The 18,487-nt window shown below is 65.0% G+C and carries 13 protein-coding genes and 1 pseudogene; 10 read left to right on the top strand and 4 right to left on the bottom strand.

Annotated features, from left to right (window positions below):
* Positions 1-121: 121 nt before the first annotated feature.
* Together ACIQUS_RS25415 and ACIQUS_RS25410 are read right to left on the bottom strand one after the other, a co-directional pair.
* Positions 122-544 (bottom strand): DUF1810 domain-containing protein, encoded by a 423-nt coding sequence (locus ACIQUS_RS25415; protein WP_403053330.1) that lies wholly within the window; start codon positions 542-544, stop codon positions 122-124.
* A gap of 180 nt (positions 545-724) precedes the next feature.
* Positions 725-838: pseudogene (locus ACIQUS_RS25410) on the bottom strand (hypothetical protein); the annotation flags it as partial.
* Between the two features lie 156 nt (positions 839-994).
* Between ACIQUS_RS25410 and ACIQUS_RS25405 the strand changes: the two are divergent.
* The 7 genes from ACIQUS_RS25405 (at position 995) to ACIQUS_RS25375 (ending at position 12,299) form a co-directional block, all read left to right on the top strand.
* Entirely contained in the window at positions 995-2,137 is a 1,143-nt protein-coding gene (locus tag ACIQUS_RS25405) for an acyl-CoA dehydrogenase family protein (RefSeq protein ID WP_403053327.1), read from the top strand.
* A 132-nt stretch (positions 2,138-2,269) separates the two neighbouring features.
* The gene (locus tag ACIQUS_RS25400) at positions 2,270-4,951 is read left to right on the top strand and encodes a LuxR C-terminal-related transcriptional regulator (protein WP_403053324.1); all 2,682 of its coding nucleotides are present in this window, start codon (positions 2,270-2,272) and stop codon (positions 4,949-4,951) included.
* 255 nt (positions 4,952-5,206) lie between these two features.
* Complete coding sequence (locus ACIQUS_RS25395) at positions 5,207-6,352, top strand: acyl-CoA dehydrogenase family protein (RefSeq protein ID WP_403053322.1); 1,146 nt, start codon at positions 5,207-5,209, stop codon at positions 6,350-6,352.
* 32 nt (positions 6,353-6,384) lie between these two features.
* Positions 6,385-7,524 carry an acyl-CoA dehydrogenase family protein gene (locus ACIQUS_RS25390; RefSeq protein WP_403053333.1) on the top strand — a complete coding sequence of 380 codons (1,140 nt, stop codon included), beginning with the start codon at positions 6,385-6,387 and terminating at the stop codon, positions 7,522-7,524.
* A 23-nt stretch (positions 7,525-7,547) separates the two neighbouring features.
* A complete protein-coding gene (locus ACIQUS_RS25385; protein WP_403053319.1) occupies positions 7,548-9,365 on the top strand; it encodes an SDR family NAD(P)-dependent oxidoreductase in 1,818 nt (605 codons plus the stop codon).
* A 62-nt stretch (positions 9,366-9,427) separates the two neighbouring features.
* The gene (locus ACIQUS_RS25380) at positions 9,428-10,531 is read left to right on the top strand and encodes a thiolase C-terminal domain-containing protein (protein WP_403053316.1); all 1,104 of its coding nucleotides are present in this window, start codon (positions 9,428-9,430) and stop codon (positions 10,529-10,531) included.
* Positions 10,532-10,601: 70 nt separating this feature from the next.
* Complete coding sequence (locus ACIQUS_RS25375) at positions 10,602-12,299, top strand: AMP-binding protein (protein WP_403053313.1); 1,698 nt, start codon at positions 10,602-10,604, stop codon at positions 12,297-12,299.
* 456 nt (positions 12,300-12,755) lie between these two features.
* Here the strand turns inward: ACIQUS_RS25375 and ACIQUS_RS25370 are convergent, their stop codons facing one another.
* Positions 12,756-14,126 (bottom strand): DUF1329 domain-containing protein, encoded by a 1,371-nt coding sequence (locus ACIQUS_RS25370; protein ID WP_403053310.1) that lies wholly within the window; start codon positions 14,124-14,126, stop codon positions 12,756-12,758.
* A 25-nt stretch (positions 14,127-14,151) separates the two neighbouring features.
* On the bottom strand, positions 14,152-16,053 hold the full coding sequence (locus ACIQUS_RS25365; RefSeq protein ID WP_403053307.1) for a DUF1302 domain-containing protein: 1,902 nt from the start codon (positions 16,051-16,053) through the stop codon (positions 14,152-14,154).
* Positions 16,054-16,345: 292 nt separating this feature from the next.
* On the opposite strand from ACIQUS_RS25365, the gene ACIQUS_RS25360 reads away from it, so the two are divergent.
* Genes ACIQUS_RS25360 through ACIQUS_RS25350 form a run of 3 tightly spaced genes read left to right on the top strand, consistent with a single transcriptional unit; the run spans position 16,346 to position 18,462 of the window.
* Entirely contained in the window at positions 16,346-17,533 is a 1,188-nt protein-coding gene (locus ACIQUS_RS25360; protein WP_403053304.1) for a lipid-transfer protein, read from the top strand.
* 57 nt (positions 17,534-17,590) lie between these two features.
* On the top strand, positions 17,591-18,031 hold the full coding sequence (locus ACIQUS_RS25355) for a MaoC family dehydratase N-terminal domain-containing protein (RefSeq protein WP_403053301.1): 441 nt from the start codon (positions 17,591-17,593) through the stop codon (positions 18,029-18,031).
* 11 nt (positions 18,032-18,042) lie between these two features.
* On the top strand, positions 18,043-18,462 hold the full coding sequence (locus tag ACIQUS_RS25350; RefSeq protein WP_403053298.1) for a MaoC/PaaZ C-terminal domain-containing protein: 420 nt from the start codon (positions 18,043-18,045) through the stop codon (positions 18,460-18,462).
* The last annotated feature ends 25 nt before the right edge of the window (positions 18,463-18,487 follow it).

The raw sequence follows: 18,487 nt of genomic DNA, 5'->3' as shown, positions 1-18,487 counted from the left end.
CAAAGCGGCCCGCCGTAAGGGCGGAAAGGTGAGTTCGCGTCACTGCATCAAATGGATCAGCTCGCAAGACGCCAGACCAAAGCGCTGGCACTGAAGTCGATGGGCATATCCATTCCCACTTCTACGCAAGGAGTTCCAGGCTCCTGAGATCAGGCTCGCCGCCATAGAACTGATCCAGGCCCACCTGGAACAGCGGATGGTCGGGCGCGACGCTGGCGAACAGGGTCAGGCAGGAGCGCAGCTTCAGGTCGTCGGGATGGCCGAGGATCTGCAGGGCGCTCTTGTCCTTGTGCTGCAACAGGGCACTGACACATTCCTCCAGGCGCGGCCCCAGCACCGGGTGCTGCAGGTAGGCCACGGCCTCCTTGCGACCACTGATCGCATAGAAATCGGCGATATCGCTATGCGCCAGGCCATAAAGTTGCGGGAAGATGAACCAGATCCAGTGACTGGTCTTGCGCCCGTTCTGCAACTCTTGCAGGACCTTGCTGTAGACCGGCTGCTGGGCCTCGACGAAACGCTGAAGATCAGAGGGCTCGAACATGTTCGTATTCCTCGTCGTTTACGCCTGGACAGTATGACCGTTCATGGCGCGACCTCAAGAGTTTCCAAGGCCTGGCGCAGCCTCTGCGGCAATGGCACCGGGCGCCGGGACGTAGAAATGACTGGGCTTGCACCACCAGGCCGATGGTCGGGCGCGTTTCGAAGTCCAGCAGGGTCTTGCGCGCACGACGATCCTTTCCAGCATCAGGTTGCTCGGCACTTCGAACAGCAGGTAACCGACGAAGAAGATCCGCGCGCCCAGAGCGTAGACCGCGTCGCTGAATGCCAGTGTCTCCTTCCCTGTCCGGGGGATCTGAAGGGGCAGGCAAGGGTAGTTGCTGGCAACCTACCCGCTTGGAGGGGGGGGAGTGGCGGCCTGCCGGCCTAAGGTGGGGCAAAGGCGTCCGTAAGAGGCGCAACCGTCGAACTCATCGAAATCAAAGGTATAACAATGATCCCTCGCACCCTTTTCGATCATGAGCATGAAGCCTTCCGCGACACGGTCCGGCGTTTCCTCGCCGAGGAATGCACGCCGTTCCACGAGCAATGGGAAGAGGACCACCTCGTGCCGCGGCGGATCTGGCAGCGTGCCGGTGAACTGGGCATGCTCAATGCCACCACGCCCGAGGCCTATGGCGGCCTGGGCGTGGACCGCAGGTTTTCGATGATCGCGGTAGAGGAGGTTGCCCGTGCCGGGCTCTCGGGTCTGAACGGCTTCAACGTGCATGACATCTGCGCCGGTTACCTGATCAACTTCGGCACCGAGCAGCAGAAGCAGCAGTGGCTGCCGAAAATGGCCAGCGGCCAGGCCATCGCCGCCGTGGCCATGACCGAGCCGGACACCGGCTCGGACTTGCAGGCGGTCAAGACCCGCGCGGTGCTCGATGGCGACGACTACGTCATCAACGGCGCCAAGACCTTTATCTCCAACGGCACCAACAGCGACATCATCGTGGTCATCGCCAAGACCGGCAACAGCGGCAAGGGTTCGCGGGACATCTCGCTGATCCTGGTGGAAGCCGATCGCGCCGGGGTCAGCAAGTCCAGGCCACTGCGCAAGGTCGGCATGCATGCCCAGGACACCACCATGCTGTTCTTCGAGAACGTGCGGGTGCCCACGGCGAACATCCTCGGCGGCGAGCCGGGCCAAGGCTTCTACCAGTTGATGAAGGAGCTGGCCTGGGAACGCCTGAGCATCGGCCTGCTCGCCGTGGCCGCGAGCCAGGCGGTGCTGGAACAGACCATCGACTACACCCGCGAGCGCAAGGCCTTTGGCAAGCCGATCTTCGACTTCCAGAACTCGCGCTTCAAACTGGCCGACCTCAAGACCGACATCGTCCTGGGGCAGACCTATGTCGATCGCTGCATGGAGCTGGAGCTGCAACACGAACTGAGCCCGGAGGCGGCCGCTGCGGCCAAGCTCTGGTGCACCGAGCTGTACTCGCGGGTGGTCGACCAGTGCGTACAACTGCACGGCGGCAATGGCTACATGCTCGAATACCCGGTCGCCCGTCATTACCTGGACAGCCGGGTCAACCGCATCTACGGCGGTGCCAACGACATCATGCGTGAGCTGGTGGCGCGCAGCCTCTGAAGCGCTTCGCCACACCGGGCCAGCACCTTGTGCCGGCGGTACTGACTTTTGGCCAGCGTTGGGGTAAAAAATCCGAGCATCATCGCGGCCTGCGCTCGGCAAGCGACCTGTGAATCGGAGAACGCTCAATACATGCATACCGACAAACTGCTGGTGTCGACGAAATTCGCGCCGCCGCGCGTTGGCACCCAGACCATCCTGCGCCATCGCCTGCTTGAGCAACTGCAGTGCATGGCGCAATGCCGAGTGGGCCTGGTCACCGGTAGCCCGGGGTTCGGCAAGACCACGCTGCTGGCCCAGTGGCGCCAGGTGATGATGCGCTCCGGCGCGGAGGTGGCCTGGCTGTCGCTGAGCGCCGACGACAAGCAACCGGCAATTTTCTTCGCCTATCTGCGTGGAGCCCTGCAGCGCCTGGGCATTGTCCTGGACAGCGGCATCCCCCTGGAGGGCGCCAGGCCCGAGTTCATCGATGAGGTGGTGGCGGCCATCGTCGAAGGGGCCGCCGCCGTCAACAAGGAGCTGTTCCTGGTCATCGACGACTACCAGCACGTCACCGATCCGCGCTCCCATCAACTGATGCAGAAGCTGCTCGATCACAGCCCCGAGAACCTGCATTTCGTCATTTCCTCGCGGGTCGGTCCCCCCCTGAGCTTCAGCCGCCTGCGCCTGAGTGGCCAACTGGTCGAGCTCGATTGCGCCGCCTTGCCCTTTGACCTGGTCGAATCGCGGGCGTTTCTCGACCAGGGCCTGGCGGCCTTGAAGCTCAGCCCCGAGGAGTTGCACCAGATCCATGAGCTCACCAGCGGCTGGCCGGCCACCCTGCAACTGGTGATCATCCTGCTGCGCAGCGACCCGGATTCGCGCAGCGCCCTACGCGAGATGGGCTGGCGCTCGGACGACCTGCAGAGCTACCTGGCAGAGAACGTCATGGCCCATCTGCCACCGGAGCTGGCGAGCTTCATGGAAAATGTCAGCATCTGCCGGCGCTTCAATGCCTCGCTGGCCCAGGCGGTGACCGGTTGTGAAACGGCCCAGGCCATGCTCAAGCGCCTCGACGAAGAGAATCTGCTGATCTTTCGTGTCGAAGCCGATGACCGTCAGCCCTGGTATCGCTTCCATGCCCTGTTCGGCGACTTCCTGACCACGCGCCTGGCCCGTCGCGACAGCGGTTCGCAGACCGAACTGCATTACCGCGCCGCGCGCTGGTTCGCCGAGCGCAAGCTGTTGGCCGAGTCGGTGCGCCATGCCACCCTGGCCGGCGACCTGAGTTCTGCCGCGCAACTGATCGAGCGTGCCGCCCCGGCGACCTGGAGCCTGAGCCAGCTCAGCCCCTTGCTGCGCCTGCTCGACCGCTTGCCCCAGGACATCCTGTTCTCACGGCCACGCCTGTTCTTCCTCGGTTGCCTGGCCTACGCGCTGACAGCCCGTCCGGCCAAGGCCGAGGCGTGGCTGGAGCAGTTCCAGCGCAGCGGCGCGGCGCAGCAGGCCGACGTCGCCTTCCGGCTGCCACTGGTGCAGGCGGCCATCGAGGTCCAGCGTGATCGCACCGAGCCGATCATCGGCTTGCTCAAGGACTTCCAGGCCTTGCCCGACGACTATTCGGCCACCCGCTTCGGTGCGCCGGCGCTGCTGGCCATCGCCTATGCGGCCGCCGGACGGATCGGGGAGGCCTTGCGGTGCCTGGACGACAACCCGATTCCCGAGGCCGAGCGTGACGCCGAGATGGCCCTGGTGGCCGAAGGCGCGCGCACCCTCTGTTACCTGCAGGCCGGCCAGGTGCTTGAAGCCGAGCGGATCGGGGCGGCGCAGCTGGCCCGCGCGGTGGCGGTCCATGGTCACCGTTCGGCCAGCGCCTACCTGGGCGCCGCCACCCTGGCCGAGGTGTACCGCGAACTTGATCGCACCGATGAGGCGCGGGAGATTCTCGCCAATCGCAACGGCCTTTTGCAATGGGCCATGCCTGACACCATGCTGCGTGCGACCATCTGCCGGGCACGCCTGGACCTGCTGCAGGACAGCGCCGCCGTGGCGAAGACGTTCCTTGAGCGCCAGGAACGCCACTTTCGCTCCATCGGCCAGGATCGCGCCCTGGTTCACTGCCTGGCCGAGCAGGCACGCATTGCCTTGCTCGACAATGACAAGGCCGGGGCCGCCGAGCGGGTCGCCAGGTTGCAGGCCCTGGCCGGCAACTACCAGCAGGCAACGGGTTTCCAGGCCGACATCCCGGCCATCGCGGCACTCGCCAATGCCCGTCTGCTGCTGGCCACCAACTACCCGGACAAAGCCCTGCAAGCGCTGGAAACACTCGACAGCTACGCCAAACCATTCGGCCGCGGTCAGTTGCAGGTGACCGCGCAGGTGCTGATGGCCTGTGCCCAGGCTGACCTGCTGCAACCGCAGCAGGCCCAGGCGCATCTGCTCGCCGCCCTGTCCCAGGGACGTGAACTGGGGCTGGTGCGGACCTTCCTGGACGAAGGCGAGGTGCTGCGCAAGCTGCTCGCCGGGCTTGCCGGCAAGGTCCCGTGCGCCGAGGACGAGGCTTACCTGGCGCGTCTGCTGGAGCGCTTCGGCACGGCCAGCGCCGGGCGCGGCGGCGAGTCGTCGGGCACTGGCAGCGCCTCGGTGCTGACACCCCGGGAACTGGCGATCCTGCAACTGATCAGCCAGGCGATGGCCAACAAGCGCGTGGCCCTGACCTTGAACATCTCGTTGGAAACGGTGAAGTGGAACCTGAAGAACATCTACGTGAAGATGGGGGTTTCCAGCCGCTATGACGCGGTGTCCTGGGCGCGCAAGCACGGCCTGATCGAGTAAGCGCGAAAACACCAGCGCAGGTCACCCGTGGCGTTGCGTGGACGCCACGGGTGACCTGCGCTGGTATTTCGCCGGGCCAGTCTAGGCCCGCCAGCGACTTGCCCTCCAACCCCTGAAGGGGGGGCGCCAGCGCGAATTCCACACCCCGGCAAATCCCCCCCTCCCTGAGGGGGCGGCTCGCCGAAAGCTGCTCCTATGATCGATCCAGAGCCCCTGTAAAGGTGGCGAAATGACGACCCTAGGAGAGAACCAGCAATGATTCCGCGTAGCCTGTTTGATCATGAGCACGAGGAGTTTCGCAGCAGCGTGCGGCGCTTCCTTGCGCAGGAATGTGCGCCTTGCCTTGAGCAGTGGGAAGCCGATCATCGGGTGCCCCGGGAGATCTGGAAGCGTGCCGGCGCGCTGGGCATGCTCAACGCCACCACGCCGGACGTCTACGGCGGCCTGGGCCTTGACCGACGCTTCTCGATGATCGCCACCGAGGAAATCTACCGCGCGGGCCTGGCCTCGGGGCTGATCGGCTTCGGCGTGCACGACATCGTCGCCGGGTACCTGGTGAACTTCGGCAGCGAAGCGCAAAAACACACCTGGTTGCCGAAAATGGCGGCAGGCGAGGCCATCGGCGCGGTGGCCATGACCGAACCGGACACCGGCTCCGACCTTCAGGCAGTCAAGACCCGCGCCGTGCTCGACGGTGACGAATACGTCATCAACGGCGCCAAGACCTTCATCTCCAACGGCACCAACTGTGATGTCGTGGTGGTGGTCGCCAAGACCGGTAACAGCGGCAAGGGCGCCCAGGACATCTCGCTGATCCTGGTCGAAGCCGATCGCGCAGGCTTCAGCCGCTCCCGGCCGTTGCGCAAGGTCGGCCTGCACGCCCAGGACACCACCATGCTGTTCTTCGAAGACGTGCGCGTACCGAAGGAGAACCTGCTGGGCGGGGTGGCCGGGCAGGGCTTTATCCACCTGATGAAAGAGCTGGCCTGGGAACGCCTGTCCATCGCCATCAGCAGTGTCGCCGGCGCCGAGGCAGTGCTGCAAAGCACCCTTGAATACACCCGCGGGCGCAGCGTGTTCGGCAAGCCGATCTTCGAGTTCCAGAACACCCGCTTCAAGCTCGCCGACCTGAAGATGCAACTGGCGGTGTCGCAGAACTACGTCGACCGCTGCATGGAGCAGTGCCTGGCGCGCAGCCTCAGCCCGCAAGCGGCGGCCGCCGCCAAGCTGTGGTGCTCGGACCTGTACACCAAGGTGGTGGACGAGTGCGTCCAGCTGCACGGCGGCAACGGTTACATGCTCGAGTACCCGGTGGCCCGTCACTACCTCGATCACCGCGTCCTGCGCATCGCCGGCGGCGCCAACGACATCATGAAGGACCTGGTCGGGCGCACGCTCTGATCCGGGCCGTAGAGGAATACCCCATGGAATACCTGATTCCCCGTACGCTGTTCAGTGCCGAGCACGAAGAATTTCGCCGCGCCGCCCGCCGCTTCATGGACGAGGAGGTCGCACCGTTCCACGCCCAGTGGGAAAAGGACAAGTGCGTGCCCCGCGAGGTGTGGCGCAAGGCCGGTGAGCTGGGCATGTTGCTGCCCTCGATGCCGGAGGAGTATGGCGGCCCCGGTGCCGACCGGTTGTTCGACATGGTCTTCTCCGAAGAATTCATGCGCATCGGCGCCACCGGCCTGATCGGTTTCGGCGTGCACGGCCTGGTGGCCTTCTACATCCTCAACTATGGCACCGAGGCGCAGAAGCAGGCCTGGCTGCCGCGGATGATCGCAGGCGAGGCGGTCGGCGCCATCGCCATGACCGAGCCCAACACCGGCTCGGACCTGCAGGCGGTGCGCACCCGCGCCGTGCAGGATGGCGATCACCTGATCCTCAACGGCTCCAAGACCTTCATTTCCAACGGCGCTTCCTGCGACCTGGCGCTGGTGGTGTGCAAGACCGGCACCAGCGGCAGCGCCAAGGACATCTCGCTGGTCATCGTCGAGAAGGAGCGCGAGGGCTTCAGCCGTTCGCAGCCGCTGGAAAAGATCGGCCTGCACGCCCAGGACACCAGCATGCTGTTTTTCGACGACTGCCGCGTGCCGGTTGAGAACGTGCTCGGCGGGGTGCAGGGGCAGGGTTTCTACCAGCTCATGCACGACCTGGCCTGGGAACGGATGATCGGTGCGGTGGGCTTCCAGGCCCAGGCCGAGGCGGCGCTGGAGCAGACCATCGAGTACACCCGCACGCGCATCGTCTTCGGCAAGCCGGTGCTGGATTTCCAGAACTCGCGTTTCACCCTGGCGCAACTGAAGACCGAAGTGCAGATCGGCCGCTCCTGGGTCGACAGCTGCATGGCCTTGCTGCAGCAGGGCGAGCTGAGCGCCGAAACGGCGGCCGTGGCCAAGTACTGGACCGCCGAACTGAGCAGCCGGGTGGTCGATGCCTGCCTGCAACTGCACGGCGGCAACGGCTACATGACCGAATACCCGATCGCCCGCCTGTACCTGGACACCCGCGGCAACCGCATCTGGGGCGGTACCAACGAAATCATGAAAGAAATCATCGCTCGCACCTTGTGAGCGCGATCTAGAGGAGTGCAAACGTGTCTCAAGAAATTCGCTTCGACGGTAAAGTCGCCATCGTAACCGGCGCCGGCAACGGCCTGGGTCGCGCCCATGCCCTGTTGCTGGGCGCGCGCGGTGCCAGGGTGGTGGTCAATGACCTGGGCGTCACCACGGCGGGCCTGGGCAGCTCCAGCGCCGCCGCGGATGCGGTGGTCGCCGAAATTCGCGCCCTGGGCGGCGAGGCGGTGGCCGACTACCACTCGGTGACCGAAGGCGAGAAAATCGTCGCCACCGCGCTCGAGGCCTTCGGTACCGTCGATATCCTCATCAACAACGCCGGCGTGCTGCGCGATTCCTCGTTCCACAAGATGAACGAAGAGCAGTGGGACCTGATCCAGGACGTCCACGTCAAGGGCGCCTTCCGCCTGACCCACGCGGTCTGGCCGATCATGCGCGACAAGGGTTACGGCCGCATCGTCATGACCGCCTCCGGTGCCGGTATCTTCGGCAATTTCGGCCAGTGCAACTACTCAACCGCCAAGGCCGGCCTGATCGGCTTTGCCAGCGCACTGGCGATCGAAGGCGCGAGCAAGAACATCCGCGTCAACACCATCGCCCCGATCGCCGCTTCACGGATGGTGATCGCCAGCGGCATCTTCCCCGAAGCACTGCACGACAAACTCAAAGTCGAAGACGTGGCACCGCTGGTGGGCTGGCTGTGCAGCGAGCAATGTGAAGACACCGGTGGCCTGTTCGAGGTCGGTGGCGGCTTCCATGCCAAGTACCGTTGGGAGCGTTCCCAGGGGCGCTTCCTGCACACCGACAGCCTGAGCCCGGAACTGGTGCGTGACAATTGGGCGCGCATCACCCGCTTCGACGAGCACAGCGTCCATCCCGCCAATGGCGGTGAAAGCTTCACGGAGCTGTTCGCCCGCATGGAGTCGCCGGCCAAGGGCGGTAACGCTTACGTCGACATGGAAGTGGCGGCCAACGCGGTGTCGTACCTGGAGACCGAGTACGACCAGAACGATGCGGCCCTGTATGCGCTCGCCGTCGGCGCCGCCAAGGACCCGCTGGACCGTACCGAACTGCTGTACGTCAATGAGTTCGCCGGCGACGATTTCCGCGTCTTGCCGACCATGGCCGTGTTGCCGGCCACCGAAGTGTTCCTGCGCGCCGCCAAGTCCGGCGAGCCGCAGATCGAAGGCCTGAACCTGCCGTTCGCCAAGGGCCTGCATGGCGAGCAGTACACCGTGATGTACCGCCCGCTGCCACCGAAGGCCAAGCTCAAGCACACCATGCGCCTGAAGGCGGCCATCGACAAAGGCAAGAGCTCGGTCAGCGTGCTGGCCATCGAGACCACCGACGAGCACGGCACGCCGCTGTTCTACAACGAAGTCACCGGCTTCTACCCAGGTGTACCGGGTGCGGGCCTTGAGCGTGTGGCCAGCGAAGAGATCAACCTGCCGCCGGCCCGTGACCCCGATGCCGTGCTGGCCGACACCACCGACGTCAACCAGGCCCTGCTGTATCGCCTGTGCGGCGACTGGAACCCGATGCACGTGGACCCGGACTACGCCGCCAAGGCCGGTTACGAGAAACCGTTCCTGCACGGCCTGTGCACTTTCGGCTACCTCGGCCGCCATGTGATCAAGGCGTTCTGCGACAACGATTCGCGCCTGTTCAAGAGCGTGCGCGCCCGTTTCGCCTCCATCGTGATGCCTGGCGATACCCTGGAAACCCGCATGTGGCGTGAGTCGCCGACCCGCATCGTGGTGCAGATGCGCGCCGTGGAGCGGGACGTGATCGTGTTGAAAAATGGTGCGGTCGAACTGTTCGAGTCCGTACCGGCCTGACCCCCGGCCACCTGCCGCGCCCCTGATGCGGGTGCGGCAGCTTTCTATTTCAGGAGCGCACGATGCAACGTTGCGTCAATGTGATTGGCGTGGGAATGTCGCCCTTCAGTCCGGTTGCGCTGAGCCCGGGCCTGGACACCCTGATCAGCGCGACGGTGCTGCAGGCACTGCGCGATGCCAATGTGCCCGCCAGCGCTTGCGCCCGGGTGCTGGTCGCCTCGGACCCGATCGAGGGCGCGACCCTGCAGCGTGCGCTGCAACGCGTGGGACTGGCCGGGGCGCCACTGCAGCACTGCCCGCAAGACGCGGTGGAGGGCCGTATCCTGATCGCGCGTGCGCGTCAGGCCATCCTCCTTGGCCAGGCCGAATGCGTGCTGGTACTGGGCGTGCAGGCGGCGCTGGCGGCGCCTGCGAGCGTGACCACCCTGGCGCCACTGGGCGTGACCGCGTGTGAATACATGCGCCGCTACCAGGCCCGGCCAGAGACCTTCGCCATGATTGCGGTCAAGGCGCGCCAGCATGCCGCGCTCAACCCCTTGAGCGCCTTCAGCCAGGTGTTGAGCCTTGACCAGGTGCTGCAGGCCGGGATGATCGCCGAACCGCTCACCCATCCGCAGTTTGCCTGGCCCAGCGTCGGTGTCGCCGCCGTGTTGCTGTGCTCCGGCGAGTTTGCCACGCGCCACTGCCCGGGACCGAAAGTGCGCATGCTCGCCCAGGCCTGTGTGTCACCGCTACACGTCAGCGGCCAGGAGCCGGGATCGAACTTCGGTGTCGGTTACGACCTCAACGTCGCCGCCGCCCGCGAGCTGTATGAGCTGGCGGGCAGGGGCCCGCAGGAAGTCGGGGTGTGTGAACTGCACGACAGCAGTACCCTGGGTGAATTGCTGCTCTACGAGGCGCTGGGCTTGTGCCCCGAGGGCGATGCCGAGAAGCTGGTCGAAGATGGCGACAACACCTATGGTGGCAACCTGGTCGTCAACCCATCCGGCGGGTTGTTGTCATTGGGGCAGGCCGCGGCGGCGAGTCCGCTGGCACAATGCATCGAGCTGGTGCACCAGCTGCGTGGCAGCGCCGCTCGACGCCAGGTCGTCGACGCGCAACTGGCCCTGCAGCACCAGACAGGCACCGACGGTACGGTGATTGCCACGCTTTATCAGCGCGATTGAGTCAACGCGGCGGGCACAGACAGAATAATTTCAATGGGTGGAACACCACCCCTCGAATGCAGGAACTGCCATGAACAACAACAATAAGCACCCTACACTGTTGCATCGCTTCCTTCACTGGGAGCGCAGCACAGCCGATTCGATCTACCTGACCCAACCCCTGGCCGATGGCAGTGTGCAGGACTACAGCTGGGGCGAAGTGGGCGACCAGGCGCGGCGCATGGCCGCGCACCTGCAAAGCCTCGATTTGCCGGCGGGCGCTTCCATCGGCATCTATGCCAAGAACAGCGCCCACTGGATCATCGCCGACCTGGCGATCTGGATGGCCGGGCACGTCAGCGTGCCGCTGTACACCACCGCCAATGCCGACACGGTGCACTATGTGCTGGAACACGCCGAAGTGCGCCTGCTGTTCGTCGGCCGCCTGGAAGGCGACCGGGCCGGCTGGGATGCGGTCCGCGCCTCGGTTCCCGCCGGCCTGCCGTTGATCGACCTGCCGATGTCCGCCTGCGGCGAGGGCGAGGCCTGGGTGGATATCGTCGCCCGTACCGCACCCTTGAAGACGGTGGTCGAGCCTGCACCCGAGGCCTTGGCCACCATCATCTATACCTCCGGCAGCACCGGCGATCCCAAGGGTGTGATGCACAGCTTCGGCGCCATGTATGCCGCACCGGCGAGCACCGGTTGCATGTATGCCAATGGCAAGGGTACCAACAGCGGTGATCGCCTGTTGTCCTACCTGCCCCTGGCCCACACGGCGGAGCGGGCGGTAGTGGAGGCGGTGTCGCTGTACAGCGGCTGCCGGGTGTTCTTCAACCTCGGGCTCGAGACCTTCAGCGACGACCTGCGCCGTGCGCGACCGACCATCTTCCTGTCCATGCCGCGCTTGTGGGGCAAGTTCTACCAGGGCATCAACGAACGCATCGACCCGGCCACCCAGGCGAAGGTGTTCGCCGACCCGGTCGAAGGCAAGCTGATGAAGGCGCAGATCCTCTCGGCGCTCGGGCTTGACCAGGTGCACACCGGCCTGTCCGGTTCGGCGCCGTTGCCGGTCAAGGTCATGGAGTGGTACCGCCAGCTGGGTCTGGAACTGCTCGAAGGCTACGGCATGTCGGAAAACTTCGGCACCTCGCACTTCAGCCTGCCGGGGCAGGTGCGCGTCGGTTATGTCGGCGCGGCGATCCCGGGGGTGGAATGCCGTATCGGTGAAGACAACGAAATCCTGGTCAAGAGCCCGGCGCAGATGCTGGGGTACTACAAGCTGCCTGAGTTGACTGCGCAGAGCTACACCGCTGACGGTCTATTTTGCACGGGCGATCGTGGCGAGCTGGACGAGCAGGGGCGCCTGCGCATTACCGGGCGGGTCAAGGAACTGTTCAAGACCGCCAAGGGCAAGTACGTGGCGCCGGTGCCGATCGAGGCCAAACTGGGCAATCATCCACGGGTCGAAGCCTCCTGCGTGACCGGTGTGGGCTTGCCTGCGCCGTTGGCCTTGCTCAACGTCTCGGCCGACACCCGTACCGCGTTGGCGACTGCCGAGGGTCGGGACACGGTTGCTACCGAGCTTGAGGTGTTCCTGGCCGAGGTCAATGCCCAGTTCGAGGCGCATGAGCAACTGGCGTGCCTGGTGGTTGTCGCCGAGCCCTGGACCATTGCCAATGCGCTGTTGACACCGACCCTGAAGATTCGCCGTAACCTGATCGAGGACCGGTATCATCGCGAGGTCGAGAGCTGGGGTGCGAGTCGTTGCAAGGTGGTGTTCGAGTAAAAGCGGCGATGTGGTTGAACCCGGCCGGTCCTTTGTGACCGGCCTTTTTGTTCCAGAGATTGGGTGGTGGATGGTTTTGCGGCCGTTGCACGGCCGATCGCAGCCTGGCGGCAGCGGCTACAGAGGGTGGTGTCGGTGTAGCCGCTGCCGAGGTACGAGGCTGCGATCGACTGCGCAGCAGTCGTAATCCGGTCGGCTCGGTGGGTCAGGTGCTCGGCAATGGCAGATTTTGCGACCGTTGCACGGCCGATCGCAGCCTGGCGGCAGCGGCTACAGGGTGGTGGTGTCGATGTAGCCGCTGCCGAGGAACGAGGCTGCGATCGACTGCGCAGCAGTCGCAATCCGGTCGCCTCGGTGGGTCAGATGTTCGGCCATGGCAGGTTCTGCAGCTGATCGCAGCCTGGAGGCAGCGGCTACGAAAACGCCCTGCATGTGCAGGGCGTTGTAGGAGCAGGCTCAGCGAATACCCGCGTTACGCAGGGCCGCCGGGGTGAAGTCAGCCAGTTTGGTCCGGCCACCATACTGCGGCGCCAGCTTCGCTTCGTTGCTCATGGTGGCAACGATGTAACGCCCGGCAATCAGGTCATAGAAACCTTGCGCCGCCGGCGCGTTCAGGCCTTTGTCAAAGTTGTTGTAGGTGTAGTTCTCGCCCACCCGCCACAGTTGCCCTCGGCCATCGTAATGGTCCACCTCGGCCAGCACCCAGGTGTCTTCATCGAAGTACATGTCGCGCTTGGCATAGATATGCCGCTCGCCAGGCTTGAGCGTGGCCTGCACATGCCACACCCGGTGCAGTTCATAGCGGGTCAGGTCCTGGTTGATATGGCCAGGCTTGATGATGTCGGCGTACTTCAGGCTCGGCGACTGCAATTTGTAGTTGTTGTAGGGGATGTACATCTCCTTCTTGCCTATCAGCTTCCAGTCATATCGGTCGGGCGAGCCGTTCATCATGTCGGCGTTGTCGGAGGTGCGCATGCCGTCGGAGGCCAGGCCCGGGGCATCGTAGGCCAGTTGCGGGGCGCGGCGCACACGGCGCTGGCCGGCGTTGTAGGTCCAGGCCTTGCGCGGGTCGGCCACCTGGTCGATGGTCTCGTGGGCCATGGACACGGTACCGGCCAGGCGCGCCGGGGCGTTGACGGCGAAAATATAGTAGTACAGGACGTTCTTCGCCGCCTGCGGGTCCACGCCTTCCATGTACTGCGGAAAGCTGTTCTGGTCATGGGTCTCGACGATGGTGTAGTCGCCATTGACCTGCGGAGCGGCCTGCACCGACCAGCGTTCGATGTTGTCGCCACGGTAGCGGGTGACGTAGTTCCAGTAGACTTCCACACCGCTCTTGGGAATCGGGAAGGCGTAGTAGCGCGAGTCGGCGAAATTGCCCAGGCCATTGCCATTGCTGACCAGCTGGACATTGACCGCGCTCTTTTTCGCCAGGTCATAGATCTTCGCCGGGGCCATGGCGGTGCGGTGGCTTGGATACACCGGGATCGTGTAGGTGTCCGGATAGCGCTTGAACATCGCCTGCTGACCGGGGGTCAGCTTGTCCTTGTACTGCTCGGCATTGGCCGCGGTGATGGTGAACAGCGGCTTTTCGTTCTTGAACGGATCGCCGAGAAAGCCCTTGGCGTCCACCGATGCGGCGCCGGCCTGCAGGCCTCCGGTCCAGGCCGGAATGCTGCCGTCGGCGTTGGCTTCCTTCTGCGCCCCAAGGGGCGTGAGGCGGGTGCCCAATTGAGCCGCTTCCTGTTCGCTGATGGCGGCCATGACGCTGCTGGTCAGCAGGGAAAGCGCCAGGGCTGCCGAGGTGATGATCTTTTTGTTGTTCATGGAGATACCCTCTGTCGGTTGCGACTCAGAAGTTGACGCCGAAGCTGAGCGCGACGTAATCGCGGTCAGTGGTGGTGTTGAATTGGCCGCCAAAGAAGTCCGTGTAACTCAGGCTTGCGGTGTAGGTGTTGAGGTAGTCGGCGTCCACGCCGATGCTGACGGCCTTGGCACCTTCCTCGAAGTTCGGCCCCCAGCCGTCGACGTCATGGGACCAGGCCAGGTTCGGCGACAGGTTGATACCGGCGATGACGTTGGCGTAATCAAGCTTGGCGCGCAGGCGATAGCCCCAGGAGTCGGTGGTGTAGAAACCGTGGCTGTTGCATTCCTTCTGCGGGTTGCTGGCGGTGGCGCAGACGGTGGCGTTCTGGCTGCCGGGGAATTCGCCGGGGCCGTATACCGGGCTGCGACCGAAACGGATGTCGGTGCCGTCGGCGTCGCCCAGGCCGTTGATGCGGTTGTAGCCCACTTCGCCCACCAGGGTCAGGCGGCTGGCGCCCCAGATCTGGTCGATGAAGTGGGTGGCGGTCGCCTGCGCTTGCAGCACCGGCATGCGCTTGTAGCCGGGCAGGTCGCCACCCAGCTGCTGCGCGGTTTCACCCGAGGTGAACACGGGGGAGGTCTGGGTGCGCAGGTCGGTGTCGGTGGACTGGGTTGCCGCCAGGTTGAGGTCGGCGGTGTTGATCTGCAGCGGCATGTTCGGGCGGAAACTGACTTCGCCAGCGACGGAGGTGGGGCCCAGGGTGGTCTGGAAGCTCACGCCATACAGGCGGATGTCTTCGGGGTAGTCCACGAAGTAACGTGCCGAGCGCACCCGGTCGAACTGGTTCTGTACCGCGGCAACCGTGCGCGCCGCGGCGGGCAGGGCGGCCAGCTGGGCGCCGGTGATCGGCGCCACGGTGGTCTGCTTGAAGCTCAGGTAGGGGCTGCGACTGTGGTAGTTCATGGCATAGAAGCCGAACTCGGTGTCGTGCAGTTCCGGCACGAACCAGCGCAGCGCCACGCCATACTGGCCGCTGTCACGCGGGTCGTTGTCTTCCAGGCGCGGCATGTAGACGTCATCGCGCACGGCGCCGCTGAGGATCTGCGCGGCGGTGGCGGTGTTGCGCGCCACCCCCGGGGCCAGGTCGGGGCCAGCGAACACCAGGCGGTCGTTGCAACCCTGGGGCAGGGGGTCGGAGCCGAAGAAAGTGCCGCAGTTGTCGACCACCGAGTTGTCCCATTCCAGCTGGTAGAACGCCTCGGCGTTGAGGTTCTCGCTCAGGCCCTGGGAGATGTAGAACATGTTCACCGGCACCAGGCCTTCCTTGACCTCGGCACCCGGGCGGCGCAGGGCGGCGACGTCGATGGGGTTGATGCTGTTGATCGAGTTGCCGATGAAGGTGCTTTCGCCCCAGCTCACCACCTGCTTGCCCAGGCGTACGTTGCCGGCCAGGTCGCCCAGCTCGTAGTTGTGGTAGACGAAGGCATCGAGGAACTCGGCGCCGGAGGCCTTGGCCAGGTCGTCGCGGCCGCTGTCGTCGATGTCGTAGAACAGGCGGTGCTCGTCCTTGAGTTCGAAGTCGTACCAGTACTTGCCGCGCACGAACACGCCGCTGTCACGGTACTTCAGCTCCAGGTCATGCACGCCCTTGAAGATCTTCGAGAAGGTCTCGCCCTTCTTGAAGTTCTGCCGGTTGTCGTCGGCGGTGCGGGTGGCCGATTCGCCGCGCAGGCCGACGGTGTTGGCGGCGTTGACGAACGTCGGGTCGGGACCGCGGACTGCCCAGCTGGCGCCGATGGACAGGGTTGAATCGAACTGCCCCTCGATCTCGCCGATCTGGAAGTCCAGGGCGTTGGCGCAGGTCGAGGTGCCCAGGCCCACGGCCAGGGCCAGCAGGTGAGGGCGCAGCTCGGTGGGCAACAGGGTGGAGGGCCGTTGGCGTTGCAAGCTGGGATGTCGTGCGAAAGTCACGTGATGGTTACCCCTGTGATCTTGTTGTTGTTCTGGTGGACCGCGAGCAAACGCTACCGCCGTGTCTGCCTGTGCTTCCCCCTCCAGAGGGGGGGGAGCACCCCCACCTGTCGCCTCCCTCGCGTTTTGCCACCCGGGTCTGGCCGCCCCCTCCACCGGGGGGGGCGTTGTCGGGGCGTGGTTACGTGACCATCGGTTGACGGTTTGCCGGATCGCCGCCGCAAGCGGGCGACGTCGCAGGCCTTGACTACTGACCTTGGAGAAAGTGATGTCGCAGAAAGTATTTGTCGCCGGTGTCGGCATGATCCCGTTTGCCAAGCCTGGCCAGAGCGGTACCTACATCGAGATGGGCGCCCAGGCGATCCGCCAGGCGCTGCAGGACGCCGGCCTTGACTACCGCAAGGTCCAGCAGGCCTATGCCGGCTACGTCTACGGCGACTCCACCAGCGGCCAGTCGGCGCTCTATGAAGTGGGGCTGACCGGTATCCCGGTGATCAACGTCAACAACAACTGCGGCAGCGGCTCCACGGCGCTGTACCTGGCGCGCCAGGCGGTGGAAAGCGGCGCAGTGGATTGCGCCCTGGCGTTCGGCTTCGAGCAGATGCAGCCCGGCGCCCTGAAGTCCCACTGGCTCGACCGCCCGATCACCTACGGCAAGGGCCATGACGTAGCCGACGCGATCTTCGCCGAAGGCCGCGAGATGCCGGATGCGCTGAAGTTCTTCGGCGGCGCCGGCCGCGAGCATATGCACAAGTACGGCACCCGGATGGAGACTTTCGCCGCCATTCGCGCCAAGGCCAGCCGCCATGCCGCCAACAACCCGCTGTCGGTATTCAAGAAGGTGGTCACCACCGAAGAAGTGATGGCCGACCAGGTGATCTTCCCGGGCGTGATGACCCGCCTGATGGCCTGCCCGCCGACCTGTGGCGGCGCCGCGGCGATCGTGGTGTCCGAGCGTTTCGCCAAGCAGCACGGCCTGCGCACCGATGTCTGCATCCTGGCCCAGGCGCTGGTCACCGACCAGCCCGAAGCCTTCGATCCACCATCGCTGATCAGCATTGTCGGCGTCGGCATGACCCGCCAGGCGGCCACCGAGGTCTATGAAAAGGCCGGCGTCGGCCCGGACGAGATCCGCGTCTGCGAGCTGCACGACTGCTTTGCCCACAACGAACTGCTGACCTACGAAGGCCTGGGCTTCTGCCCGGAAGGCGGCGCCGAGCAGTTTGTGCTGGACGGCGACAACACCTACGGCGGCCAGGTGGTGGTCAACCCGTCCGGCGGCCTGCTGTCCAAGGGCCACCCACTGGGCGCCACCGGGCTGGCCCAGTGCTACGAGCTGACCCATCAACTGCGTGGCACCGCCGACAAACGCCAGGTAGAGGGCCTGCACCACGCCCTGCAGCACAACCTGGGCCTGGGCGGCGCCGGCATCGTGACCCTGTTCGGCCGCGGCTGATGACCCGGCGCGCCCGTTGCGGGCGCGCCTTTTTACTGACTGACAGGACTGCGTGACATGGCAGACAAGAGTCTCATCGGCCGCTCGCTGGGGGTAACCACCTGCGAGGTTGAAAAGGGCCGCCTGCGCTTCTTCGCCAAGGCCATTGGCGAGACCGATCCGATCTACACCGACGAAGCCGCCGCCCGCGAGGCCGGGCACCGGTCGCTGCCGGTGCCGCCCAGCTTTCTGATGTGCCTGGAGGGCGAGGGGCGCGATAGCGACCATATCGTCGAGGACATCTTCGGCTTTGACCTTGGCCGCATCCTGCACGCCGAGCAGGGCTTCGACTACTACGCCACGGCCTACGCCGGCGATGTGCTGAGCTTCGAAACCCGGGTGGTGGATGTCTACCAGAAGAAGGGCGGGGCCTTGACCTTCGTGGTGCAGCAGACCCGCGTCAGCAACCAGGATGGCCAGCACATCGCTGACATCCGCTCGTCGCTCGTGCAGCGCTGAGGAGCCCCGCCATGAACGTTTTGCAATCCTCTGACGTGCAGGTCGGCTTCGAACTGCCGCCGCTGGTGCTGCCAGCGGTCAACCGTACCACCCTGGCGTTGTACGCCGGTGCCTCGGGCGACCACAACCAGGTGCACATCGACCTGGACTTCGCCCGCAAGGCCCGCCAGCCGGATGTATTCGCCCACGGCATGCTCTCGGTCGCCTACCTGGGCCGGCTGCTCACCGGCTGGGTGGCGCAGCGACAGATCCGCAGCCTCGCGGTGCGCTTCACCGGCATCACCCAGGTGGGCCACATCCCCAGCTGCCACGGCACGGTCATCGAACTGCTTGAGGTCGATGGCGAGCGACGTGCGCGCCTGGCGATCCGCTGTTCCAACCAGTACGGCGACGACAAGCTGGTCGGCGAAGCCGTCGTGGCACTGAGCTGAATCCAACAATAACAAGGACTATCCC

Origin of the sequence: Pseudomonas sp. NPDC090755, assembly GCF_044769005.1 — a bacterium.
Lineage (GTDB): Bacteria > Pseudomonadota > Gammaproteobacteria > Pseudomonadales > Pseudomonadaceae > Aquipseudomonas.
This window is presented reverse-complemented; position numbering and strand designations above follow the sequence as displayed.